Source organism: Streptomyces auratus, assembly GCF_050433025.1.
Lineage (GTDB): Bacteria > Actinomycetota > Actinomycetes > Streptomycetales > Streptomycetaceae > Streptomyces > Streptomyces sioyaensis.
This window is the reverse complement of record NZ_JBNGCB010000001.1, coordinates 3,520,457-3,544,704: the sequence shown is the minus strand read 5'-3', so window position 1 is coordinate 3,544,704 and position 24,248 is coordinate 3,520,457. Positions and strand designations below refer to the sequence as shown.

At 72.9% G+C, this 24,248-nt stretch carries 22 protein-coding genes; 9 read left to right on the top strand and 13 right to left on the bottom strand.

What is annotated here, in order from left to right:
- The first annotated feature begins 119 nt into the window (after positions 1-119).
- Positions 120-683 carry a pyridoxamine 5'-phosphate oxidase family protein gene (locus tag BKA18_RS15210; protein WP_366046739.1) on the top strand — a complete coding sequence of 188 codons (564 nt, stop codon included), beginning with the start codon at positions 120-122 and terminating at the stop codon, positions 681-683.
- Between the two features lie 66 nt (positions 684-749).
- On the opposite strand, the gene BKA18_RS15205 is transcribed toward BKA18_RS15210, so the two are convergent.
- The 3 genes from BKA18_RS15205 to BKA18_RS15195 all read right to left on the bottom strand — a co-directional run bounded on the left by BKA18_RS15205 (position 750) and on the right by BKA18_RS15195 (position 2,546).
- Positions 750-1,265: a PPOX class F420-dependent oxidoreductase gene (locus tag BKA18_RS15205; RefSeq protein ID WP_366046740.1), complete on the bottom strand. Its 516-nt coding sequence runs from the start codon at positions 1,263-1,265 to the stop codon at positions 750-752.
- A gap of 55 nt (positions 1,266-1,320) precedes the next feature.
- Positions 1,321-1,866 (bottom strand): hypothetical protein, encoded by a 546-nt coding sequence (locus BKA18_RS15200; RefSeq protein ID WP_366046741.1) that lies wholly within the window; start codon positions 1,864-1,866, stop codon positions 1,321-1,323.
- A 92-nt stretch (positions 1,867-1,958) separates the two neighbouring features.
- A complete protein-coding gene (locus BKA18_RS15195; RefSeq protein WP_366046742.1) occupies positions 1,959-2,546 on the bottom strand; it encodes a GNAT family N-acetyltransferase in 588 nt (195 codons plus the stop codon).
- A 226-nt stretch (positions 2,547-2,772) separates the two neighbouring features.
- Here BKA18_RS15195 and BKA18_RS15190 point away from each other — a divergent pair, with 226 nt between their 5' ends.
- From BKA18_RS15190 to BKA18_RS15175, 4 genes are all read left to right on the top strand, one after another.
- Positions 2,773-3,774, top strand: coding sequence for a sigma-70 family RNA polymerase sigma factor (locus tag BKA18_RS15190; RefSeq protein WP_366046743.1), 1,002 nt, complete (start codon positions 2,773-2,775; stop codon positions 3,772-3,774).
- Positions 3,775-4,138: 364 nt separating this feature from the next.
- Positions 4,139-4,921, top strand: a complete 783-nt coding sequence (locus BKA18_RS15185) for a DeoR/GlpR family DNA-binding transcription regulator (RefSeq protein WP_129248654.1) — start codon at positions 4,139-4,141, stop codon at positions 4,919-4,921.
- Positions 4,918-5,865, top strand: coding sequence for a 1-phosphofructokinase (pfkB, locus tag BKA18_RS15180; RefSeq protein WP_366046744.1), 948 nt, complete (start codon positions 4,918-4,920; stop codon positions 5,863-5,865). Before BKA18_RS15185 ends, pfkB begins: the two co-directional genes overlap by 4 nt.
- Before the next feature lie 132 nt (positions 5,866-5,997).
- Positions 5,998-8,067, top strand: coding sequence for a PTS fructose transporter subunit IIABC (locus BKA18_RS15175; protein ID WP_366046745.1), 2,070 nt, complete (start codon positions 5,998-6,000; stop codon positions 8,065-8,067).
- Between the two features lie 131 nt (positions 8,068-8,198).
- Here BKA18_RS15175 and BKA18_RS15170 read toward each other — a convergent pair whose 3' ends face one another.
- Together BKA18_RS15170 and BKA18_RS15165 are read right to left on the bottom strand one after the other, a co-directional pair.
- Positions 8,199-9,542, bottom strand: coding sequence for a L,D-transpeptidase (locus BKA18_RS15170; RefSeq protein ID WP_366046746.1), 1,344 nt, complete (start codon positions 9,540-9,542; stop codon positions 8,199-8,201).
- 81 nt (positions 9,543-9,623) lie between these two features.
- Positions 9,624-10,895 (bottom strand): CaiB/BaiF CoA transferase family protein, encoded by a 1,272-nt coding sequence (locus BKA18_RS15165; RefSeq protein ID WP_366046747.1) that lies wholly within the window; start codon positions 10,893-10,895, stop codon positions 9,624-9,626.
- Between the two features lie 273 nt (positions 10,896-11,168).
- On the opposite strand from BKA18_RS15165, the gene BKA18_RS15160 reads away from it, so the two are divergent.
- Positions 11,169-11,498 carry a hypothetical protein gene (locus tag BKA18_RS15160; RefSeq protein WP_366046748.1) on the top strand — a complete coding sequence of 110 codons (330 nt, stop codon included), beginning with the start codon at positions 11,169-11,171 and terminating at the stop codon, positions 11,496-11,498.
- A gap of 280 nt (positions 11,499-11,778) precedes the next feature.
- Here the strand turns inward: BKA18_RS15160 and BKA18_RS15155 are convergent, their stop codons facing one another.
- Positions 11,779-12,402, bottom strand: coding sequence for a hypothetical protein (locus BKA18_RS15155; protein WP_366046749.1), 624 nt, complete (start codon positions 12,400-12,402; stop codon positions 11,779-11,781).
- An 85-nt stretch (positions 12,403-12,487) separates the two neighbouring features.
- Here BKA18_RS15155 and BKA18_RS15150 point away from each other — a divergent pair, with 85 nt between their 5' ends.
- Positions 12,488-13,204, top strand: a complete 717-nt coding sequence (locus tag BKA18_RS15150) for a VIT1/CCC1 transporter family protein (protein WP_006605052.1) — start codon at positions 12,488-12,490, stop codon at positions 13,202-13,204.
- 83 nt (positions 13,205-13,287) lie between these two features.
- Here BKA18_RS15150 and BKA18_RS15145 read toward each other — a convergent pair whose 3' ends face one another.
- From BKA18_RS15145 to BKA18_RS15130, 4 genes are all read right to left on the bottom strand, one after another.
- Positions 13,288-14,409 (bottom strand): P1 family peptidase, encoded by a 1,122-nt coding sequence (locus BKA18_RS15145; protein WP_366046797.1) that lies wholly within the window; start codon positions 14,407-14,409, stop codon positions 13,288-13,290.
- Positions 14,402-15,235: a L,D-transpeptidase family protein gene (locus tag BKA18_RS15140; RefSeq protein WP_366046750.1), complete on the bottom strand. Its 834-nt coding sequence runs from the start codon at positions 15,233-15,235 to the stop codon at positions 14,402-14,404. The genes BKA18_RS15145 and BKA18_RS15140 overlap by 8 nt, the downstream gene beginning before the upstream one ends.
- Positions 15,236-15,692: 457 nt before the next feature.
- Entirely contained in the window at positions 15,693-16,847 is a 1,155-nt protein-coding gene (locus BKA18_RS15135; protein WP_366046751.1) for a low temperature requirement protein A, read from the bottom strand.
- 98 nt (positions 16,848-16,945) lie between these two features.
- Positions 16,946-17,980: a methyltransferase gene (locus BKA18_RS15130; RefSeq protein WP_366046752.1), complete on the bottom strand. Its 1,035-nt coding sequence runs from the start codon at positions 17,978-17,980 to the stop codon at positions 16,946-16,948.
- A 258-nt stretch (positions 17,981-18,238) separates the two neighbouring features.
- Here BKA18_RS15130 and BKA18_RS15125 point away from each other — a divergent pair, with 258 nt between their 5' ends.
- Together BKA18_RS15125 and BKA18_RS15120 are read left to right on the top strand one after the other, a co-directional pair.
- Entirely contained in the window at positions 18,239-19,567 is a 1,329-nt protein-coding gene (locus tag BKA18_RS15125; protein ID WP_366046753.1) for an amidohydrolase, read from the top strand.
- A gap of 234 nt (positions 19,568-19,801) precedes the next feature.
- Entirely contained in the window at positions 19,802-20,875 is a 1,074-nt protein-coding gene (locus tag BKA18_RS15120) for a MerR family transcriptional regulator (protein WP_366046798.1), read from the top strand.
- Between the two features lie 174 nt (positions 20,876-21,049).
- Here BKA18_RS15120 and BKA18_RS15115 read toward each other — a convergent pair whose 3' ends face one another.
- The 3 genes from BKA18_RS15115 to BKA18_RS15105 are packed head-to-tail and all read right to left on the bottom strand — an operon-like array spanning position 21,050 to position 24,116.
- Entirely contained in the window at positions 21,050-22,264 is a 1,215-nt protein-coding gene (locus BKA18_RS15115; RefSeq protein WP_366046754.1) for an NAD(P)/FAD-dependent oxidoreductase, read from the bottom strand.
- 56 nt (positions 22,265-22,320) lie between these two features.
- Complete coding sequence (locus tag BKA18_RS15110; protein ID WP_366046755.1) at positions 22,321-23,331, bottom strand: sulfite exporter TauE/SafE family protein; 1,011 nt, start codon at positions 23,329-23,331, stop codon at positions 22,321-22,323.
- Positions 23,316-24,116, bottom strand: a complete 801-nt coding sequence (locus BKA18_RS15105) for a GntR family transcriptional regulator (RefSeq protein WP_366046756.1) — start codon at positions 24,114-24,116, stop codon at positions 23,316-23,318. The genes BKA18_RS15110 and BKA18_RS15105 overlap by 16 nt, the downstream gene beginning before the upstream one ends.
- Positions 24,117-24,248: the final 132 nt, after the last annotated feature.

The following is a 24,248-nucleotide window of genomic DNA, read 5'->3' as shown; positions in this document are numbered from 1 at the left end:
TGGGTAATTGGGTCGGCCAGCTGTGGGCGGCGGCCGTGGCCCGGGCGGCCTGCTGTCGACTGCGGGTTTCGCCTCCATACCGGACAGGAGGTGTCGGGTATGGCTGAGAGGCTGCTGCCATGACGAGTGAGAGCGCGGGCGTCGAGGGTGTGGCGGGCAGTACAGCGGAGGGCGGCGGCCGGGGTGAGGCGGTCGGCTGGGCGGCGGTGGAGGAGGCGGAGCCGGAATTCGCCGGGTGGGTGCGGAAGCGGTTCGGGGCGTACCAGCACCATGTCCTGGCGACCCTCCGGAAGGACGGGGCGCCGCGGCTCACCGGTCTGGAGGCGGACTTCCGCCATGGGGAGTTGTGGCTGGGCATGATGGTGGGCTCGCGCAAGGCGCTCGATCTGCGGCGCGACCCCCGGTTCTCCCTGCATGCCAATCCGGGGCCGGACGCCGGGCTTGCCGATGGTGACGTACGGGTGACCGTGCGGGCCGTCGAGGTGACCGACCCCGGGGTGGTGGCGCGCTATGCGGCGCAGGTGAAGCCGCCGGAGCCGTTCCATCTCTTCCGGGCGGAGCTGACGGAGGTGGTGCGTACGTACGTCGTGGACCCGTATGTGGTGCTGGTGAGTTGGGCGCCGGACCGGCCGCTGCGCACGATCCGGAGGACGTCGGACGACGCTGCGCTACGGGTGGAGTGACCGTGGGGTGGCAGATGGGTCGGCAGTGGCAGTCGGGGCGGCGGCGGACGGCTGCCCGGGGCCGGCTCAGTCGACGTTGCGGGCCCGGGTGCCGTCGGCGTCCGGTTCGAGGTGCCAGCTGATGATGCGCCGTGGATAGACGCGGATCACGTCGTTGCTGAAGAAGTCGGGCGCCATCGGGGGCGCGTCGAGGGTCAGCAGTTCGGCGCGGCCGCGGATCTCCACGCCGCGGCCCCAGCCGGGCGCGATCGGGTCGTCGGCCGGCGCCATGTCGTCGATGAGCAGGGAGACTTCGGGGCGGGCCTGGGCGTTGCGGTACTTCTGGCTGCGGTGCAGCGCGGGCCCGCCGATGTCGAGGGTGTCGTCGTCGTTGAGGACGAAGCCGACCGGGCGTACCTGCGGGCCGCCGTCCGGCCCGGTGGTCGCCAGGCGGGCCAGCGGTTGGCCGGCGAGGTACGCGCGCTCCTTGGGAGTGAAGGCGTGCGCGGTGGTCGCGGGAGCGCCGGCGGGGCCCGTGGTGGCGGCGTCCGCGGGCGAGGCGTCCGGTGTCGGTGTCGGCTTCGGTGTCGGCTTCGGTGTCATGGCGGCGACGCTAGATCCTCCATCGCGGTTGAGGTCAAGGGGTGCCCTCGGTGGCTCAGTGGGTGGCCACGGGGAGGCGGTCGGTCCGGTGGGTCTTGTGGGGGCGGTGTTCGCCGTGCGGCTCGCGGACGCGGTGGGTGCGGAAGACGTAGAGGGACGCGACGAACATGACGGCGCCCATGGTGAAGCCGAAGGCGCACGACTTGAGGATGGCTTCCCCGCCGAGGCTGTAGCACCAGCCCAGCGCGCCGCCGAAGAGCACCCCGTAGGCGATCGCCCGGGTCTCGGTGAGCATGGACGACTGGAAGTGGGCCACCACCAGACCGAGCGCCCCGGAGACCACGAACGCGGTCAGCCCGTAGAGCATGGCCGGGCCGCCCTTGGTGCCGTCGGTGTGGGTGCGGAAGATGGTGACGAGGCCGAAGGCGAGTGCGGTGATGATCGGCAGCGATACCTTCGCCGGGATACGCCCGGCCATCCCCTGGGTGTGCTGCGGGGCACCGGCCCGGCCGGGTGCGTGGGCCGTCGCTCCGTGTTCGGTCTCCACGGTGCCGTGCGAGCGGGCTGCCTTCGCGCCATGCCGCTGAGCGATCTGGTCCATGACGGGCTCCTCTCGGTTGCCCCGCTGTCTTCCTGTCCAGGCGACACCCGGGGGTCGCCGGCGTCAACCGGAGCGGCAGGCACGGTTCGGCTTCAGCCCAGGTCCTTCTGGTACCAGGCCACGTCCCAGTAGCGGCCGAATTTGCGGCCCACCTCCGTGTACGTACCGATGTGCCGGAAGCCGAAGCGGGTGTGGAGGCGGGCGGAGGCCTCGTTCGGCTGGGTGATCCCGGCGTAGGCGCGATGCACGTCCTCGCCGGCCAGCGCCTCGAACAGGGCCTGGTACAGCAGTGTGCCGACGCCCCGGCCGGCGGCGTGCGGCGCGCAGTAGACGGTGACCTCGACGGAGGGGGCGTAGGCGGCCTTCGGGCGGAACGCGCTGCTGGTCGCGTAGCCGAGCAGTGCGGGGTGCGGCGCGCCCGCGACGCCGGGGTGCGGCGTGCCCGCCGGCCCGTTGTGCGGCTCTTTCGCCCGGTCTGTCGCCTCCTGGGCAACCAGAAGCCGGTGCGGGCCGTCTTGGGGGTGGGAGAGCAACCACGGGCGACGCTGTTCGGGGGTGAAGGGCTCGGTGTCGAACGTGATGCAGGTCTCGCGAATGTAGTGATTGTAAAGATCGGTAAGGGCCGTGAGGTCCGCTTCGGTGCCCGCTCTGACCTGCACTTCCCCATGTCCTCGCAGCATGTGACCTCCCTGGGTGGCGCCGCAGGGTACTGCATGATCAGAAAAATAGCGGGGCGGCGTGGGAATTCTGTCCGGATTCCAGCCGTTGTTTCCTTCGGACGGGCCGCTCGGCAAGCATCGGCTTTCCGATGGACGATCCGGCCCGCCCCACCGTCCCGCGACCTTCCCCAAGCTCTCGGCTTCGCTCGAGCAGGGGAGACCCCAACATCGCAAAGGGAGCACACGCATGGCAACCCGTGCCGTCGCCCGGCGTCAGGAAAGCACCAGCACTTCTGACGGGGCCAACAGTGTTCGCGCAATAGGCGGGGAGATCGCCGACCGCGACCTGGTCGGCATGTACCTCGACGAGATCGCGCGTACGCCACTCCTCGACGCCGCCAAGGAGGTCGAGCTGTCCCAGACCATCGAGGCGGGCGTATACGCCCAGCAGATCCTGGACGGGGAGGTCACCGACGGCAATGCCGCAGGTGCCAGCCCCGAGGAGCTGTCGGCGCTGGCCGAGGAGAGCGCCAGGGCCAAGGACGTCTTCATCCGCTCCAACCTCCGGCTGGTGGTCGCGGTCGCCCGCCGCTATCCGCGCGCCGGGCTTCCCCTGCTCGACCTGATCCAGGAGGGCAACGCCGGCCTGGTGCGTGCCGTGGAGAAGTTCGACTACGCCAAGGGCTTCAAGTTCTCGACGTACGCGACGTGGTGGATCCGTCAGGCCATCACCCGTTCCATCGCCGATCAGTCGCGCACGATCCGGCTGCCCGTGCACCTCGTCGAGGAGCTGGGTCGGATCCGCCGGGTGCAGCGCGAGTTCAACCGCGAGAACGGCCGCGACCCGGAGCCGGCGGAGGTCGCCGGCGAGCTGGGCTCCACGCCTGCCCGTGTCATCGACGTCCTCGACTGGGCGCGCGACCCGGTCAGCCTCAACATGTCGGTGGACGACGACGGCGACACCCAGTTCGGCGATCTGCTGGAGGACACCTCCGCGGCGTCGCCCGAGCAGTCCGTCCTGACGCTGCTGCGCAGTGAGGAGCTGGAGGACCTGATAGACCGGCTCGACCACCGCACCGCCTCGATCATCAAGGCCCGGTACGGCATCGAGGACGGCCGCGAGCGCACGCTGACCGAGGTCGGCAAGCAGCACGGCCTGACCCGCGAGCGGATCCGCCAGATAGAGAAGCATGCGCTGCTGGAGCTGAAGCGGATGGCGCGCGACACCGGGTTCGACGCGGCTGCATAGCCCGACAGCTGCATAGCCCGACAAGCGAGTCGGCGCGACAGGTGAGACGGCGCGGCCGCGCAGGGTGCGGCCGCGCGGGGGTGCGCGAAGGCTGCCTGCCCGGGCGTGTCCGCCCGTGGGTGCCCGTGCGCGTCCGCGTGCCCGGATCGACGTGTGTGCCCTGTCGAAGGCGCGACCTGTGGAGGACGAGCCCCGGTGCCGTTTCGGCGTCGGGGCTCTTGTGTGCCCGGGGCCGGAAGCCGGCGGCCGCGCAACGATGTCCGTTTGAGTCCACCTGAAGCCCACTTCCGTTTACTTTCCAAAAATCTGGGCGTAGCATCGCGCTGAAACCACAGGTTCGGGCATGGAACGGACACAGACGCAGATGTATGCACCGGAACGCCAGCAGGAGATTCTGCGGCTCGCCCGTGAGGGCGGGCGGGTCGATGTGCTCTCCCTCGCGGAGGAGTTCCAGGTCACCGCCGAGACCGTGCGGCGTGATCTGAAGGCGCTGGACCGGGCCGGCCTGGTGCGCAGGGTGCACGGCGGGGCCATTCCGGCCGGCCGCCTGGACTTCGAGCCCGACCTCGCCGAGCGGGACGCCGTCGCGGCCGATGAGAAGCAGCGCATCGCCCGGGCCGCGCTCGCCGAGCTCCCCGGTGGCGAGGGCGGGATCGGCAGCTCCGGGAGCGTGATCCTGGACGCCGGTACGACCGCCGCCCGGCTCGCCGCCGAGATCCCGCTGGAGGCCGAGCTGACCGTCGTCACCCACGGCCTGCCGGTCGCCGCGCGGCTGGCCGACCACCCCGGCCTCACCCTCCATCTCGTGGGCGGCCGGATCCGGCACCGTACCCGGGCCGCGGTCGACGACTGGGCGCTGCGCGCCTACCGCGAGATCAACGCCGATGTGCTGTTCCTGGCGACCAACGGCTTTTCCCCCGACGGCGGTCTGACCACCCCCGACCTCGCGGAGGCCGCCGTCAAGCGGGCGCTGATCGCCGCCGCCCGCCGCGTCGTCCTCCTCGCCGACTCCGCCAAATACGGGCAGCAGCACTTCGCCCGCTTCGGCGAGCTGTCAGACGTGGACCTGCTGATCACCGACACCGGTCTGAGCCCCGACGACGCCCTCGCCATCGAGCGCGCGGGCACGGAAGTAGTACGCGCATGATCCTCACCGTCACCCCCAACCCCAGCCTGGACCGTACGTACGAGATCCCGGCGCTGGACCGCGGGGCCGTGCTCCGGGCCACCGGGGACCGGATCGACCCCGGCGGCAAGGGCGTCAACGTCTCACGGGCGGTCGCCGCCGCCGGACACCGCACGCTGGCCGTACTGCCGCTGGGCGGTCCCGCCGGTGCGGCGCTGGCCGGGCTGCTGGGCGCCGAGGGTATCGAGGTGGCCGGGGTGCAGGTGGCCGGGCAGACCCGCTCCAACATCTCGGTCGTCGAACCCGACGGCACGCTCACGAAGATCAACGCGACCGGCCCCGTGCTGACCGCCGAGGAGTCGCAGGCGCTCCTGCGGAGGGTCGGCGAGCGTTCGGCGGGAGTCGGCTGGATCGCCTGCTGCGGCAGCCTGCCGCGCGGTCTGGCGCCCGAGTGGTACGCCCAACTGGTCGCCCGCACCCACCGCGCCGGCGCCCGGATCGCCCTGGACACCTCGGGCCCCTCGCTGGTGGCGGCGCTGCGCGAGCGCCCGGACGTCGTCAAGCCCAATGCCGAGGAGCTGGCGCAGGCCGTCGGCCGTCCGCTGGCGACCCTCGGCGACGCGGTCAAGGCCGCCGAGGAGCTGCGCGCCTGGGGCGCCCGCGCCGTACTGGCCTCCCTCGGGGCGGACGGCCAGCTCCTGGTCGACGAGGGCGGCGTCCACTACGGCAGCGCCCCGGTCGCGGCCGTCCGCAGCAATGTCGGCGCGGGCGATGCCTCGCTGGCGGGCTTTCTCACGGCGGGCGGTACGGGACCGGCCGCGCTGGCCGCCGCGGTGGCGCATGGTGCGGCCGCCGTCCAGCTGCCCGGCAGCCTGATGCCGACGCCGGCCGATCTGGACCCGGCGGCGGTCACGGTGACCGGTGACGTACCCCTCGACCGGCTGCTGACGGAGCCGACGCCATGACTGCCGACCGGGGAGCCGACGCCATGGCCGGCGGTCGTGCTGCCGTTGTCCCCACCAGCCACCCCCGTTCCAGCCACCCCCCGTTCCGTCCCCACCGTCCCCCCGGCGGTGCCGCGCGCAAGGGAGCCCGTGATGAGTGAGCTGATCACTGCGGAACTGGTCGACCTCGACCTGTCCGCCGAAACGAAGGACGCCGCCGCACGGGCCCTGGCCGAGCGGATGGTCGCGGCCGGCCGGGTCACCGACCTGGCGGGCTTCCTCGCGGATGTGGCCGCGCGCGAGGCGCAGATGCCGACCGGGCTCGACGGCGGGATCGGCATTCCGCACTGCCGCAGCACGCATGTCACCGAGCCGACGCTGGCCTTCGGACGCAGCGCCGCCGGTATCGATTTCGGTGCGCCGGACGGCCCGGCCGACCTGATCTTCCTGATCGCAGCCCCGGCGGGCGGCGACGCGGACCACCTGTCGATCCTGTCGACCCTCGCCCGGCAACTGATGGACGAGACCTTCACCGGTGCGCTGCGCTCCGCCACCGGGTCGGAGCGTACGGCGGCACTCATCCGCGGGGACGAGGCGCCGGCGGAACCGGCGCCGGAGCAGACGGAACCGGAACCGGCGGCTCAGGCCGCGGAGGCGGGCGGCGAAGCCCCCGCACCCGGCGAAGCCCCCGCCCCGCAGCCACCCGCGGAGACGACCGCCGCCCCCGCCGGCCAGCCCACCCCCGCCCCCTTCCGCATCGTCGCCGTCACTTCCTGCCCCACCGGCATCGCGCACACCTACATGGCCGCCGAGTCGCTGGAGCAGGCCGGGAAGGCCGCCGGCGTCGAGGTGGCCGTCGAGACCCAGGGCTCGGCCGGGTTCCAGCGGCTCGACCCGCAGTTGGTCGCGGACGCGGACGGCGTGATCTTCGCGCATGACGTCGAGGTACGGGACAAGGAGCGGTTCGCCGGGAAGCCGACCGTCGACGTCGGGGTCAAGGCGGGCATCGGCCGCGCCGCCGAACTCATCGCCGAGGTGCGCCGGAAGGCCGCCCACGGCGAGGCGAGTGCCCCGGCGCGGGCCGCCGCCCCCATGGACAAGGACGCCGAACCGGGCGACGGCTTCGCCACCCGGCTGCGCAAATGGTTGATGACGGGCGTCAGTTACATGGTGCCCTTCGTCGCTGCGGGCGGGCTGCTCATCGCGCTCGCCTTCGCCATCGGCGGCTACACGATCAACAAGGCACCGTCCGTCGCCGACCACTTCCTCTGGACCGAGTCCACCAGCTGGGCGGCCCTGCTCTTCCAGATCGGCACCGTCGCCTTCGGCTTCCTCGTCCCCGTCCTGGCCGGCTTCATCGCCTACGGCATGGCGGACCGCCCCGGCCTCGTCCCGGGCTTCGTCGGCGGGGCCATCGCGCTCACCGTCAACGCGGGCTTCCTGGGCGGACTGATAGCCGGTCTGCTCGCGGGTGCGGTGGTGACGACCATCCAACGGGTCCGCATACCGGGGCCGTTGCGCGGCATCATGCCGGTCGTGGTCATCCCGCTGCTCTCCTCGGTGGTCGTCGGCTTTCTGATGTTCCTGGTGGTCGGCAAGCCGATCGCCGCGCTGCAGAAGGGGCTGACCGACTGGCTGTCCGGTCTCACCGGCGCCAACGCGGTCATCCTGGGCGCGCTCCTCGGCCTGATGATGTGCTTCGACCTCGGCGGCCCGTTGAACAAGGTCGCCTACGCCTTCGCCGTCGGTGGCCTCGCCAACCCCAATGCGGGCAGTCTGAAGGTCATGGCCGCGGTGATGGCGGCCGGCATGGTCCCGCCGCTGGCGATGGCGCTGGCCACGATCGTGCGCGGCCGGCTCTTCACCAAGGCCGAGCGGGAGAACGGCAAGGCGGCCTGGGTGCTCGGCGCCTCCTTCATCACCGAGGGCGCGATCCCGTTCGCCGCCGCCGACCCGCTGCGGGTGATCCCCTCGGCGATGGCCGGCGGCGCGGTCACCGGCGCCCTCTCGATGGCCTTCGGCTGCACCCTGCGCGCCCCGCACGGCGGCATCTTCGTCGTCCCGCTGATCGGCCAGCCGCTCCTCTACCTGCTCGCCGTCGCCGCGGGTACGGGCGTCAGCACCGCCCTGGTCATCCTCCTCAAGGGCCTGCGCAAGCGACCGCAACCCCGCCCGGCGGACTCACCCGCCCCCGACGGGGCCGGCGTGACGGTCGCGGCCTGACCCCCTGGAGCGCGGAGGACGCGGCGGGCCGACGGCCGGCGGACCGGTCAGGCGCGCCGGGAAAGCGAACGGCGGTGGCCGGCCCCCTGGGGGACCGGCCACCGCCGCTGTGCGTCAGTCGCGGGCGTTCGTCAGCCCGCGCTGCCCGCCTGCCACTCGGACCACGGCATGTTCCAGCCGTTGAGGCCGTTGTCCGGCTTGACCGTCTGGTCGTGCGAGTTCTTCACGATGACGACGTCGCCGATCAGCGACTCGTTGAAGAACCACTTGCCGGGGGTGTCGCCACCGCCGCCCTTCTGGTCGCGCAGGCCGACGCAGCCGTGGCTGGTGCCGGAGTTGCCGAACACGGACGGGGAGCCCCAGTAGTTGCCGTGGATGAAGGTGCCGGACTGCGACAGCCGCATGGCGTGCGGCACGTCGGGGATGTCGTACTCGCCCTTGCCGCTCTCGTTCTTGAAGCCGACGGTCGAGCCGTCCATCCGGGTCTTCTCGAACTTCTCCGAGATCACCATCTGGCCGTTGTACGTGGGGTGCTCGGCGCTGCCGCCGGAGATCGGGATGGTCTTGTACGTCTTGCCGTCCCGCTTGACGGTCATCTGCTGGGTGTTCATGTCGACCGTGGAGACCTGCGACCGCCCGATGGTGAAGGACACCGTCTTGGACTGGACACCGGTGATGCCCTGGCCGCCCTTCACCCCGTCCAGGTCGATCTTCATGGTGACCTTGGAGCCGGCCTTCCAGTAGTCCTGCGGCCGGAAGTCCAGGCGCTGGGCGCTGAACCAGTGGCCGACGACCTGCTGGCCGCTGCTGGAGGTCACCTTGATGTGGGACTGGACGTCCTTCTTGTTGGTGATCGCCTTGTCGAAGTTGAAGGACACCGGCATGCCCACGCCGACGGTCTTGCCGTCGTCGGGGGTGTAGGAGCCGATGAAGCTGTCGGCCGAGGAGACCGTGGTGAAGGTGGCGTTCTCGGTGGCGGCCCGGCCCTTGGCGTCCTTGGCGTTCGCCACGATCTTGTACTTGGTGCCGCGCTCCAGCTGGACGCCGGGCTTCCAGGACGTGCCGTCGGGCGATATGGCGCCGGCGATGTCCTTGCCGGTGTCGGCGGCGGTGAGCTTCACATCGGTCAGCTTGCCGCTGGTGACCTGCACGCCGGTGTCGTTGATGCTCGCGTCGGTGGCGCCGTCCTTCGACGAGACCTTGATCTTGGCGTCGGAGGCGTTCTTGGCGGCCGCGGCGTCCGCGGCGGCCTGGCCGTTCTTGCCGTCGTCGCCCCCGGCCTTGGCATCCCCGCCACAGGCGGACAAGCTCAGCGCACCCGCTGCGAACAGGGCCGTCACGGCAAGCGTGCGGCGCATCCGCCGGTGGCGGCGCGGCGCACCGGATGCCGGCTGCTCGTCTGACGGGAGCAGCTGGTGCGGGGTGCGGGACCGAGCGGGCGCGGGGTTGTCCGGCGATGTCACGAGCTGCTCCATACAGGGGGGTTGTGGTTCCGTGCTCATAAACAGCACGAGCGGGCGGATTCGGTTGCGGGTGCGGCCTGCTTGTGAGGAAGCTCACGCGCGCGGTGGTAGGGGGTGGTCGGCCGGCCCTGACAGCCAGGTTCGCAGCGCGGGGCCGTTTTCGTCCAGGCGGGGCGGAGGGGAGGGTTGGGTCACCGGGGTCCCCGAGAGGCGGAGCGGGCTGGCGACTTGGGGGATCCGACCCTCGCCGACCGGAATCACCGGATCGAGACCGAGTCGCGCCGCCAACGCCAGGGCCTCGGAGACGGTGTTGACCGGGCCGCAGGCCACCGACGCCGCGGTCAGCCGCTCGGCCCAGGCCTGCGGTGTGTCGGCGGCCAGTAGATCTTCGAGTGTTTTGATGAGATCTGTACGGTTTTGTACGCGATCCCGATTGCGGACGAACCGGATGTCGTCGGCGAGCTCCGGTGCGCCCAGAGTCTGTGTCAGTGCCCGGAATTGACGGTCGTTCCCCGCCGCCACCGCGAGCAGCTCCCCGTCCCGGCAGGCCAGCGTCTCGTACGGGGCGATGCTCGGATGGCGGTTGCCCATCGGTTCCGGATCGCGGCCGGTGGCCAGATGGCCGGACGCCTGATTGACCAGCGAGCCCAGCAGCGATGAGAGCAGATTCACTTCCACCAGCTGGCCCTCGCCGGTGCGGTCGCGGTGCCGCAGGGCCGCGAGGATGCCGGTGGCGGCGTCCTTCGCGGTCAGCACGTCCACCAGGGCGACGCCCGCCTTCAGCGGCGTCCCGCCGGGCTCACCGGTGATGCTCATCAGCCCTCCGACGGCCTGGACGACGAAGTCGTAGCCCGGCAGCCGGGCGCCCGGGCCGGCGCCGAAGCCGGTGATGGTGCAGTGCACCAGGCCGGGGTTGGCGGCCCGGGTGGCGGTGTGGTCCAGGCCGTAGCGGGCGAGCGAGCCGGGGCGGAAGTTCTCGATCAGCACGTCGGCCCGGCGGGCCAACTCGCGGGCCGCGGCCGCATCGTCCGGGTCGCCGAGATCCAGGGCCAGGCCGCGCTTGGAGCGGTTCGCGGCGTCGAAGTACGCCGCGGTGCCGCGCCGGGGCGCACCGTCCCCGTCCGGCTCCGGGTCCTCGGGGTCGGGGACGAACGGCGGGCCCCAGGCGCGGGTGTCGTCGCCGGTGCCCGGCCGCTCCACCTTGATCACCTCGGCGCCGAGGTCGGCCAGCGTCGCGGCGGCCAGCGGCCCGGCCAGCACCCGGCTGAAGTCCGCGACGAGGATGCCGTCCAGGGCGCGGGCGGGCGGGCCGGCGGCAGGGGGCTGCGGGGCGGCGTCGGCGGGCGGCCGGGGCGGCTGCGGCACGGTGCGTTCTCCTCATGTCGCGGACGAGGTGCCGTCATCGTCCGGGGTCGTTCTTCGCCGGGGGAAGCCTCCGGCATGTCCAACGGAGCGGGTCGTTCCCTGCCAGGGTGGCGTCTCGGGCCGCCGCCGGAAGGTGTCGAGACCGGAAATGTAGCGAAATGCCATAGGAGATGCGTCACTTCAGGACTTAAGTCCTAAGATCCCCTGTCGGAAGTCCCGAGGTGTGGTGTCTACTGGCGTGAGCCCAGCGCCGCATCCCTCCGGGAGGACCGCATGCTCCCCGTCTCGATTGTGCAGCAGATCGGCCTCGGCGTGCTTTTCGCGCTGGCCGTCGTCTGGACCGTCGGGCTGACCAGAATGCTGCGCCGGGGCCGGTACGAGGCGGCCCTGCGGCGCGACCAGCAGGAGATGCGGGCCCGGTACGCGCCGCGCGGCCGGTCCGCACGGCCCGGCCCCGAGGCGCTGCCCGGCGGGCCGGAGCTGCTCGGTTCGGTGCCGCGGCAGACCGGTCCGCCCGGTCCGCCGTCGGAGTGCGTGCAGCTCAGCGACGCCGAGCGCACCGCGTTCGAGGGGCTCGTACGGCAGTTGACCAGCCCCAGTTGAGCCGGCGGCCGGCGGCTAGGGCGTGTCCGCAAAGTCCCGCCTGGCTCGCGACGCCTGGCACGCACTCCCCCACACCTTAAGGGCGCGGGGGGACCCCCATGCTGCGTTGTCGGGATCATCCACGTAGACCCACTACGAGGACGACCCTCCGCCTTGCGATCGCGCTCGGCATCCGGTGGCCCTTTCGAGGAGCCGAGACGAAGCGAGTGCAACGAGCGGAGTGCACCAGACGCCGCGAGCCCCGCCCTCCGGGCGGACGACGGGACTTTGCGGACACCCCCTAGCGCCCCGGCCCCAGCCTCAGCAGGGCCAGCGCGGTCAGCATCTGCACCGAGACGGCTGCCGTCGACTTCCACGTCGACAGATGGTGCTGGCCCCGTATGAGCAGCACCGCGAGGAGATAGCCGAAGCCCCAGGTCGTCCAGGTCGCGGCCTGCACGAAAGTGGCGTCGGTCGGCAGCCAGGAGGCGATCGCCAGCCGCGGCAGATCCGTCACCCAGAACAGCACGATGAACAGGCTCGCGGTCGGCGCGAACCGGCCTATGCCACCGAGCGTGCGGGCGATGGCGTGGGCCACCGCGCCCAGGACCAGGCTGGCGGTCAGCACCCCCGCCTCGGCCAGCCCGACGAGCTGCAGTGCCGCGGTGCGGTCGACGGCCCACTGGGTGTGGAAGGCGTCCATCGACACCACCCCGATGCCGCCGCTGATCAGCGACAGCAGTATGGCCGCGCTCCAGGCACTGCGGTCCCGCGCCTCGTCCAGCACCTCCACCGGCCGGTACCACAGCCCCAATATCAGCCGGTGCCACCACAGCCGGCGGCGTGGTGCGGGCTCCGGGGGAGCCGGCTGGACGAGCGTGGGCGGCGGGTGCTGGGGAGACGGGGAGGGGGGTGGTGCGGGCATAACGCCGTTTCTACCACCGGCCAATTCGCCGCGATGCGGGGGCGTCGAGCCCGGCCACGGCCGGTTCGGATGAGAGGCTCTGCCGGTGACTGTGCAGACACCGGAGCACGACGAGGCGCACGGCGGCGGACTCGGCAGCCGGCTCAACTGGCTGCGGGCCGCGGTCCTCGGCGCCAACGACGGCATCGTGTCCACCGCCGGACTGGTCGTCGGGGTCGCCGGCGCCACCGATGAACGGGCCGCGCTGCTGACGGCGGGGCTGGCGGGGCTGCTGGCCGGATCCATGTCGATGGCGGCCGGTGAGTACGTCTCGGTCTCCACCCAGCGGGACTCGGAGAAGGCCGCGTTGGCGCTGGAGAAGCGGGAGCTGGCGACCGAGCCGCAGGCGGAACTCATCGAGCTGACGGAGCTGTTGGAGGGCAAGGGGCTGGATGGCCAGCTGGCCCGGGAGGTCGCAGAGCAGCTCACCGAGCACGATGCGCTGCGCGCCCATGCGGAGGTGGAGCTGGGCATCGACCCCGACCAGCTCACCAACCCCTGGCATGCGGCGGGCGCGAGCTTCCTCGCGTTCACGGCGGGGGCGCTGCTGCCGCTGCTGGCGATCGTGCTGCCACCCGCCGGACAACGGCTGTGGATCACGGTGGTGGCGGTACTGGCGGCGCTGGCACTGTGCGGCTGGAGCAGCGCCCGGCTGGGCGCCGCACCGGTGCGCCGCGCGATGCTGCGGAACGTCGGGGGCGGGGCGCTGGCGATGGCCGTGACGTATGCGGCGGGGTCGGTGCTGGGGGCGGTGGGGGCCTGACCGGCCGGCCGCGGCGGACCGTAATGGTGCGTGCTGCGGGAGCCCGTCCGCATCACCGGTACGAGTGAGCGGCTGATCCCGTCTCAGTCCGCCCCGTAGAGGTCGCGGTACGAGGGGAAGCGGCCGCCGGGGCCGTCCACCGTCCTTGCCGCCAGGGCGGCCCGGACCACGGCGCGGCAGACCACGTCCGCGCCGGCGGACAGGATCTCGTTGAGGGCGCCGGCCTCGGCATGAATGCCGAAGGCGGTGTCGGCGAGGGCCGCTTCGGACGCGAGCGGGCGGGCGGCGGTGGACAGGGCGAAGACCGTGTCGCCGTCGGACAGCAGATGCACGGGGCGGACGGCGCGGGCCAGCCCGTCGTGTGCGGTGCCGGCGAGTTTGTGGGCCTGGGCGCGGGTGAGGGCGGCGTCGGTGGCGACCACCGCGAGGGCGGTGTTGAGCGGCGGGTGGACGGACGCGGCCGAGCGGGCCGCGGATATCTCGGCGGCCTCGGCCAGGCGGCGCAGGGCGGCGGCGTGCACCTCGGGGTCGGGACAGTCGGTCCGGCCCTCGTACAGCCGGCCGTAGAGGGCGCCGGTGCGCGGGTCGGCGACGGAGCCCACGGCGTTGACGGCGGCCAGCGCGGCGACGGTGGTGCCCGACGCCAGGACCGCGCTCGCGGTGCCGACGCCGCCTTTGAGGCCGCCGGCCACCGCGCCCGTGCCGGCGCCCGTGTTGCCCTCGGCGACCGGGACGCCGGGCTCGGTGACCGCCGCGGCCGTGACCGCGGCGCGGCCCAGTGCGGCGTCCGGGCGAGCCCGCCAGTCGCCGCCGCGCCCCAGGTCGAACAGGGCCGCGGCCGGCACGACCGGGACGACCTGCGCGGCGTCGGGGCCGACACGGAAGCCGCGGCCCTGTTCCTCCAGCCAGGCGACGACCCCCGACGCGGCGTCAAGCCCGAAGGCGCTGCCGCCGGTCAGGACGACCGCATCGATGCGCTGGACGAGGTTGCGCGGGTCCAGCGCATCGGTCTCCCGGGTGCCGGGCCCGCCGCCGCGTACGTCGACGGCCGCGACGGCGCCGCCGTCGGGGGCCAGCACGACGGTGGTCCCGGTCAGGTACCCGTCGGCGGTCCGCTCGGCATGGCCGACCCGGAGGCCGAGGACGTCGGTCAGGGCGTCCTGCGGCCCCGTGGGGAGCGGCGCGCCCGGTGGCTGCTCAGTAATCGGCCGGTCCCATCACGATGACCGGGTGCAGGGCGGGGTCGAGGGTGCGCAGCAGTTCCCGCATCACCTTGGGCTTGAGGCTCACACAGCCCTGGGTGGGGCCGTCGTGGTCGACATGCAGCCACACCCCGCCGCCCTTGGCATCGCCCCACGGACGCTGCTTGTCCATGGGGGAGGTGCCGGGCTCCCGGTTGTAGTTGATGGCGATGACGTAGTCGAAGGCGCCGGCCAGCGGCTCGCCGTCCACGCCCGTGCCGTCGGCGACGAAGCCGTTGTTGTGGTCGTAGGGGAACCGGGTGCCCTCGGGGGCGGCCAGCCGCCCGCCCGCGTCGGTGAGCGAGAAGACACCGATGGGGGAGCGCAGATCGCCGTAGCGGTGGTCGTCGGTCCAGCCGTGCGCGGCGTTGTGCGCGCCCCAGACGGGGCCCGGCGTCCAGTCGTCCGAACCCTCCGCGCGGGTGTAGAGGACGACACGGGACTCGAAGGAGTCCATGCCCTTGCCCGTGACGACCAGAACCTGTCGGGAATTGGCCGGTATCCGCTTCCTGGCGGCTTCGCTGAGGCCGGGGATCTGCCGCCCGGCGGGACCGTTCGGTGCGGCGTTCGGGGCGGTTTTCGGCGCGGCCGCGGGAGTACGTGGCGTGTCCGGGCCGGAAGCCGTCGTGGACGTGGTGCTCTTGGCGTCGGTCCCGCCACTGTGGTCGTCCCCCGAGGCCGGCCACGCCCACAGGGCGGTGCCTACCAGGGTGGAGAGGGCGAGACCGCTCACGGCCTTGCTGCGCCGGGACAGTCTCGTCCGCGCGCGGCACTGAGCGTGGCGGGCCATGGCTGGCGTCTCCTCAAGTACGGACGGCGGTCTGCCCCGTGGCTTTCCGTAGTTCTTCACAGGGGCACTCCCTGTCATAAAAAGGGCAATCTGCACCCTACCGCGTCAGCATCGGCGCGCCTCCGCTGGCTCAGGCGCCCCCCGGGGAACACGAGCGCGAAGCGGCGGGAAGTGGGGTCCATTGGTGGGTAATTGACGAGCCATCGACGGGCCGGGGGCACGGCCGGGGCGCGGACCGTGCTGGTGGCGGGGCCTCGCCCGGCCGGGGGACGAAGATGGCTCGATCTGATGCAGAATCAGGGCCGGCACGGGGCTGTACGGCCGTTCGGCACGCTTATGGCGGAGCGGCGCGGCGCGCCGCGGGAGCCCGCCGCGGGGGCGCGTCCGGGGCACCTCCCGGAGATCGGTGCGGCACGATCCCCGAGACGGGTGACGGCGCGGGGCATCCGGCTCCCCACTACTCCGCCGGTGCGGTGTCCTGACGGGACGTGAGGTGGACGCCGACCGCGACGGTCGCGGCGGCCACCAGGCCCGCTGCCGGCACCGCCGCGCGCCCGGCGAAGGTGCACGCCAGGACCAGCAGCGCCGACACCGGCAGCACCAGCTGCTGGGCCGTGCCGCGCTTGTGGTGCCGGGAGTGGATCAGCCACACCGTGCACAGGAACAGCGCGCCCGGCACCGTCACGCACGCGGCCGCCCCGTACGCCGACAGGTCCGCCCTGCCGACCGACTCCCGCACCGCGACCTCGATACCCGCGCCGATCGCGGCCGCCGAGCCGAACACGGCGTAGTGGCCGTAGCCCCACAGGAACGCCTGACGGTTCCCGCGCAGGTGGCGGTGGATGGGCACCGCGAAATAGATCCAGTACGCGGCGAAGACCAGCAGCAGTCCGCCGCCCGCGATCGGCAGCAGACGGCCCGGCGCGTCGTGCGCGTCCAGCGCCGACTGCACGGCGAGGGTGGCCGCCGCGATCGTCTCGCCCAGCACGATGATGGTGAACAGGCCGTAGCGCTCCGCGATGTGACGGGCATGCCAGCTCGTCTGCCAGCCCCGCTCGGCCAGACCGGGGACGGCCAGTTCCAGCGCTCCCACGAGGACGAACACCAGGGGCACGGCCCCCTTCGGCAGGAGCAGCAGCCCCAGCCAGCCGACCTGGCACACCGTCACCCCCAGGGCGTAGGACAGCGCGGTGCGCCGCTCGGCGCCCCGGCTGCCGTACGCGGCCCGCAGCCACTGGGTGACCATCGCCAGCCGCATCACCACGAACCCGCACCACACGAGGGTGAAGTCGCTCTCGAAGGCCCGCGGCACGCCGGCGGCCAGGATCAGCACCCCCGCCATCTGGACCAGCGTCACCACGCGGTAGAGCGGGTCGTCGGTGTCGTACGCCGAGGAGAACCAGCTGAAGTTCATCCAGGCCCACCAGATGGCGAAGAAGAGCATCAGGTAACCGGCGAGCCCGTGACCCGGATGCCCCTCGGCCAGCGCATCCGCCAGCTGGCGGCCCGCCTGGGCGATCGCCACGACGAAACACAGGTCGAAGAAGAGCTCCAGCGGGGTGGCGGCGCGGTGCTCCTCGTCGCGTCGGCGTGCCCGTATGGGGACCGGCACCTCGGCTCCTCTCGTCGGCCGGAGCGGCCGCCCTCAGTACAGCGCGGGCGGGCCGCGGCGCCAATGAGGGGAGCGGGTGTGTCGGACGGAGGCGGCGGCTACTCGGCGACCGCGTCCACGATCGAGGGGAAGGCCGAGGTCGGCAGCACCCGGGTCAGCCGGAACCCTTCGGCCGACAGCAGGGTCGCGAACTCCTGCGCGGTGCGCTCCTTCCCGTCGACCACGGCCATCATCGCCACGTCCAGGGTCTTGCCGAAGTGCGGCGCGTTGCCCGGCGGCAGTACGGAGTCGATGACCAGCAGCCGGCTACCGGCCGCCATCGCCCGACGGCAGCTGCGCAGGATGCGCCGACAGGCGTCGTCCGGCCAATCGTGCAGGACCTGCTTGAGGACGTAGATGTCCCCGCCCTCCGGTACGGACGCGAAGAAGTCGCCCTCCTGGACGCGCCACCGGCCCTTCAACTCGTCGCCGTCCAGAAGGTGGTGGGCGAGCGGTGGCGCCTGGTCGAAGAGCACGCCGGTCAGTTGTGGATGGCGGTTCAGCACGGCGCGCAGCAGTCCGCCGCGGCCGCCGCCGACGTCCACGACGGTGGCGCCGGTCGCGGGGAACGGATAGACCGCCGCCACCGCCTCGTCGACCGGTGCGGACAGCGACGACATCCCGTCGTCGAAGAGCCGGCGGGCGTCCGGATCCGACTGCAGATGCGTGAAGAGGGGCGCCCCGTAAAGCCGCTCGAAGGAGGTGCCGCCCTCCCGGACCGCCTCCGGCAGATCGGCCGAGGTCCGCCGGAAGAGGTCGTCGGTCATCATCATGATCCCGTGGTGCAGCGAGTCGGGGACGCCGGTACGCAGCAAGGCGGCGGCGGGGGTCAGCTGGAAGGCCCCCGCGGTGTCCTCCCGGAAGATGCCGCGGGTGGCGAGGTAGCGCAGGACGCGGCGCAGGTGGGGGGCGTGGGTGCCGGTGGCGGCGGCCAGCTGCTCGGCGGTGCGCGGGCCCTCGGCGAGGTGGTCGGCGATACGGTGCTCCGCCGCCGTGCGCAGGGCGGCGGAGAAGAGGTGGCCCATGGCCTGGTCCATCAGGTGAGCCGTGAGGTCGCGGGGCTCGCCGGTCGTTCGGTCGGGGGAAGTGGCCAACGTGAGCCTCCAGTCAGCGGCTTGGGCTTGCTGGTCCCGGTCGCAGGGGGTGATCCACGGTTGCAGCCGCGCGCTCCGGTGTCACGGGCGGGCTCCGGGTCAAGCGCGAAGTCCGGCCAGGGGAGCGTGGGGTGCCGGGCCCTTGGTGGTCGGCCTGAGCCCGGCCCTGACCCATCGGACAGGCCCTAAGGGACGGATCCGGGGGATGCCAGGGATCCGGCTTCGATGCGGCGCGGCCGTTCGTGGTCGAATGCGCGTATGAGCGACAGCGACACGACAGGCACGACCAGCCCGAACGATGACGCCGAGCACCGCAACGACTCCGCATCGGCCGCCGCCCCGGCCGCCGTCCTGGCCCCGCTCGACGACCGCCTCGCGGATCTCGTGGCCCTCTACGAGGACCTGCACCGGCATCCCGAACTCGGCTTCCAGGAGACCCGTACGGCCGCCGAGGCCGCCCGCCGGCTGACCGCGTCCGGCTATGACGTCACCACCGGCATCGCCGGGACCGGCGTCGTCGGCGTGCTGCGCAACGGACCGGGACCCGTGGTCCTGCTGCGCGCCGACATGGACGCGCTGCCCGTCACCGAGAACTCCGGTCTGGACTACGCCTCCACGGTCCCCGGCCGGATGCACGCCTGCGGGCACGACGTCCATGTGACGTGTCTGCTGGGCGCCGCCGATCTGCTCGCGGCGGGCCGCGCCCACTGGTCCGGCACGCTGATCGCGCTCTTCCAGCCCGCCGAGGAGGTCGGCGGCGGCGCCCGCGCCATGATCGACGCCGGGCTCTACAGCAAGGGCCTGATACCCACCCCCGAGGTGGTCCTGGCCCAGCATGTCGCCCCGCTCGCCGCCGGGCTGATCGCCTACTGCCCCGGCCCCTGTATGGCGGCCGCCGACACTCTGGAGATCACCTTCCACGGCTCCGGCGGCCACGGCTCGCGGCCCGAGACCACCGTCGACCCGATCCTGATGGCCGCGTCCTTCGTCCAGCGGGTGCAGTCCGTGGTGGCCCGCGAGGTCGCGCCGAAGGACCGGGCGGTGGTCACCGTCGGCTCCTTCCACGCCGGGGACTCCGCCAACGTCATCCCCGACCGCGCCGTCGTCCGGCTCAGCATCCGCACCTTCGACGATGCGGTGCGCAGCGCCGTGCTGGCCGCCGTCGACCGCATAGCCCGGGCCGAGGCCGCCGCTTCTGGTGCGGACCGTGCCCCGGAGACCGTGGTCCTGGACAGCTTCCCCGTCACCGTCAACGACTCCACGACGCTGGGGCAGGTCAACGACGCCTTCACCGAACTCTTCGGTGCACAGCGGCTGTTCCCCTACGAACCGGCCACCGGCAGCGAGGACGCCGGACTCCTGGCGACCGCCGCCGGGGCACCGCTCTACTACTGGTGGCTGGGCGGCTGGGACCCGGAGGAGTTCCATACGGCCCTGGCCGCCGGCCGTCTGGCGCAGGACATCCCGTCCAACCACTCGCCGCACTTCGTACCGGTGGTCCGGCCGACGCTCACGATGGGGGTGGAGGCGTTGACTGCGGCGGCGCTGAATCAGTTGGGGGCGTTGGCGGGGGATGGGGTGGGTTGAGGGGCGGGTTGGAGACGGGGGGCTGGGTGTGACGGCCGTACCGGAGAAGGTGGGCGTGGCGGGCTGAGGGCCGCACCGGAGACGGTGGAAGCTCCCGTGAGGCAGGCCGGGCTGGCAGCCGCCGGCGGGTCGACGGCGGTCGTTTGACCTTGCCCTTGGGGGAAGCCCCAGCATCGGCGGCGCCGGGTGAGCGCCCGGTACGAGGAGGACGGACGGGTGGACGGAGGCGCGGAGATGACGCCGTACGAGGACGGTCAGCTGCTGACCATCGGGGCGTTCGCACGGGCCTCCCGGCTCTCGCCGAAGGCGCTGCGCCTCTACGACGAACTCGGCCTGCTGACCCCGGCCCGTGTCGACCCGCACAGCGGCTACCGCCACTACGCCCCGGCCCAGCTGGAACGGGCCCGGCTGGTGGCCTGGCTGCGCCGGCTCGGGATGCCGCTGGCCCGCATCCGTGAGGTGTGCGAGCTGGCCCCGGCCGCGGCGGCCGGGACGGTCGCCGCGTACTGGGCGCAGGTCGAGGCCGACACCGCGGCCCGCCGGGACCTGGCCGCCTTCCTCGTCGATCAGCTGAAGCGGAAGGACACCGAGATGACCGCACCCCGTACGCCCCTGACGATGCGCTGCGCCGCCCTGACCGACCGGGGGCTGGTGCGCCCGGCCAACCAGGACGCGGCCTACGCGGGACCCCGTCTGCTGGCCGTGGCCGACGGCTACGGCCCGCGCGGCGGCCCGGCCGCCACCGCCGCGATCGACGCCCTCAAGGTCCTGGAGCACCAGGACCCGACCTCGGAGGACCTCCCGGGCGCCTTGGAGGAGGCGGCCCGTCGCGCCCACCGCGCCGCCCCCTCGGCGGACGAGGCGACCGGCAGCACCCTGACCGCGCTGCTGCGCTCGGGCAGCCGGCTGGCGCTGCTGCACATCGGGGACTCCCGCGCCTATGTCCTGCGCGACTCAGGTCTCTTCCGGATCACCCACGACCACAGCCTGGTCCAGTCGCTGATCGACGAGGGCCGGCTCACCCCCGAGGAGGCTCCCGCACACCCGCAGCGCGCCCGGTTGCTGCGCTCGCTCGACGCGGACACCGAGTTCACCCCCGATGTGCAGCTGCTCGAAGCACGGCCCGGGGAGCGCTATCTGCTGTGCACCGACGGCCTGACCGGAGTACTGCCGGCCGAGACGATCCAGGACGTGCTGACCGCTGCCGACACCCCCGACCAGGCCGTACGGGAGCTGATCCGCCTGGCCCACGAGGCGGGGGCGCCGGACAACGTGGCCTGCGTGGTGGCGGAGATGACGGCGGCGTAGGGCAGCGGCGCGTAGGGCAATCGCGGGCGCGCCGGCCGGCCTCTTCAGCCGGCCGCCGCGCTCCCGGCCCCTCCGGGCGGGGGTGCCGGCCGCGCACGCCATGGCGTCGGACCGCTCGGCCGGTCCGCGATGAGCGGCCGCGCCCATCACCCCACCCCTAAGGCCCGTAAGGCCTTAGGCCAACCCCTTCAACATCCCCTTGAAGTAGAGCTGCGGCAGGCCGTAGCGCTTGAGGAACCACATGTCGGTGCGTTCCCGGGTGGTGTCGAGGAAGGGGATCGAGGGGGTGTGCTGCAGCTCGTAGTCGAACTCGGCGAGCAGCATCTTGTGCCGGGCGGTGACCAGGGGGCAGGAGGTGTAGCCGTTGTAGCGGGCGGTGGCGGGGCGTCCGCGCAGCCCGGCGAGGAGGTTGGCGACGACGACCGGGGCCTGCTTGCGGATCGCCGCGCCCGTTTTGGACGTCGGGAGATGGGCGACGTCGCCGAGGGCGAACACGTTCGGGAAATCCGGGTGTTGGAGGGTTTCCCGGTCGGTCTTGACGTATCCGTGCGGGGAGTCGGGGTCGGCGAGCGGGCCGTCGGCCAGCCATCCGGGGGCGCGCTGCGGCGGTACGGCGTGCAGCAGGTCGTAGTGCACGGTCTCGGTCTTGCCGGTGCCGTGGTCCGTGATCTCCGCCTCGCGCGCGGCGCCGTCGAGGCGGGTCATCTCGGAGCTCAGCCGCACCTCGATGCCGTACCGCCGGGCCGTCTCCGTCAGCGCACGGTCGAAGACCGGCACCTTGAACATCGCGGGCTCCGGGAGCACCAGGATGGTGCGGATCGCGCCCAGCACGCCGCGCTTGCGCCAGTGGTCGGCCGCCAGATACGCGATCTTCTGCGGGGCGCCACCGCATTTGACCGGCCCGGACGGCATGGTGAACACGGCCGTGCCGCTCCGCATCCGGCGGATCAAATCCCAGGTCAGCGGGGCGAGATCGGGCCGGTAGTTGCTGCTCACCCCGCCGTGGCCGAGCGCCGCGGACAGACCGGGCACGCCGTCCCAGTCGAGCTGGAGGCCGGGGGCGAGGACCAGCCGCCCGTAGGAGAGGACCCGGCCGGAGGCGGTGGTGACCGTCCGCGCGGTGGGGTCGACGGCGGTGGCGCGCTCGCGCAGCCAGCGCACTCCTGGCGGTATGACGTCCGCCTCGGTGCGCAGCGAGGCGCGCAACGGGGCCTGGCCGCCGCCCACCAGCGTCCACAGCGGCTGGTACCAGTGCGTTTCGGACGGCTCCAGCAGGGTGACGTGCCGGATGCCGGCACGTCGTAACCGGGCGGCGACGGTGATGCCTGCGGTGCCGCCGCCGACGATCAGGACCTGGTGGTGGGACGGGGCGGCGGATGCCGGAGCCATGTGTACCTCCTGGAGGGTGGGTGGAAAGGGACGCGTCGATACGGGGCGGGCCGGATTCATGGGGCCCAGAGGTGCGGGAGGGCGACGGCCGCCATCGCGACGGCAAGGACGGTGACGAGGCCGGCGAAGGCCGTGGTCAGGGCCTGCGGGGGGAGGCGGGCGGTGAGGCGGTTGCCGAGGTTGCTGCCGACCGCCGCGCAGGCCGCGAAGCCGGCCAGCAGCGGCCAGTCCAGGGTGCCGGTGCCGGCCCGGGTGCCCAGCGCGGTCAGGGAGTTGATGAGGATGACGAGGAGCGAGGTGCCTATGGCCACCGGCATCTCCAGGCCCAGGACCAGGGTGAGGGCCGGTACGACGACGAAGCCGCCGCCGACCCCGAAGAAGCCGGTGAGCAGCCCGACGGCGGAGGCGGTCGCGGCTACGCGGGCGGGGCGGGTGCGGGTGGGACTGGTGTGTACGGGGGCGGCGGCCGTAGTCCGGGGGACCCGTAGGGGGTCAGCCTGTACGGGATCCGGTACCGGGGCGAGATGCGGGGGTTCCGCCGAGGGCCTGGCATCGTCCGCCGTCCGTGGCAAGGGCTCCCCCGAGGGCTTGGCACCGTCCGCTGTCCGCGAGGAGGTTTCCCCCGAGGGCCCGGCATCATCCGCCGCCCGCCGCTCGGGCACCCCTAAGGGCTTGGCACCCACCCCCGCCCGCCGTGCGCCCCGCCCCCGTAACAGCAGCATCGCCGCCACTACGAGCATCAGGCCGGCGAACGCCGCCATCAGCACCGTGGGGTCCAGGGCCGCGCTCCACCGGGAACCGAGGTAGCTGCCCGCCGTGCCCAGCGCCCCGAAGGCCGTACCGGCCGCCCAGCGGACACGTCCGGCACGGGCATGGCACACCAGCCCGGTCACCGCGCCGGCCGTGACGACGACCAGCGCGCCCGCGGTCGCCTCGTGCGGCGACTGCCCCAGCAGATAGACCAGCGCGGGCACCGCCAGCACCGAACCGCCGCCGCCCAGCGCGCCCAGCAGCAGCCCGATCAGCAGCCCGCACGGCAGCGCCGCGACGGCTATGAGGACGGACACGAGGCCCGCGGTGCCAGGGCGACGGCCCGGCTGGTGTCGGACCACTCCGCGACGAAGGTGAACCGGTCGCCGCGGACCACCGTCTCGCGCCACTCCACCGGCCGTTCCCCGGCCCGCCCCAGCCGCTCGATGGCGAACGCCGGCTCCCGGTCGGCCAGTCCCAGCAGCCACGCCTGCCGGATGTCCGGCAGGAACGGATGGATCCGCTCCCGGCCGCCGGTGACCTTCACCCCGCAGCGCCGGGTCAGCTCCCCGTAGAGGGAGGTGTGCCCGAAGTCGGCGTCCAGCAGCGGCTCGGCGACCTCGGCGGGCAGATACGCGGTGTCGTGGGCGAGCGGTTCGCCGTCCGCGAGCCGCAGCCGTTCCAGGACGATCAGCGGCGCATCCGGGATCAGCCCTAGGTGCCCGGCGATCGTCCCCTCCGCGGTCCGCTCCAGCCGCAGCACCTCGCTGCGTTGCTCGACGCCCTGGCCCTCCAACTCGCGGAAGAGGCTGTAGAGCGAGCCCAGCGGCTGCTGTATGTGGCGGGTGCCGAGCCGGCTGGCGCGGCCGCGTTCGGCGATCACCAGGCCGTCGGCGCGCAGCTTGCGCAGTGCCTCGCGGACGGTGTGCCGGCTGACCCCGTACTCGCCGGTGAGCCGGTGCTCGGCCGGGAACTCCTCCTGGAACGCGCCGGCTTCCATCCGACGGCGCAGATCGGCGAAGAGCTGCGCCCACAGGGGCAGCGGCGAGTGCCGGTCCAGGGGGCGCGGCTCGTGCGCGCCGTCCGACGGCTCGGTCGTCATGGTGATTCCTCCGCGGACTGACGAGTGGGGGGTGTGGGGTGGGGCGAGGCGGAATGGTGCGGGATGGGGACGCCAGCTCGGCTGATACACGGTCATTTCGCTTGACGGGCAGCCGACCTCGGCTTGTCGCCT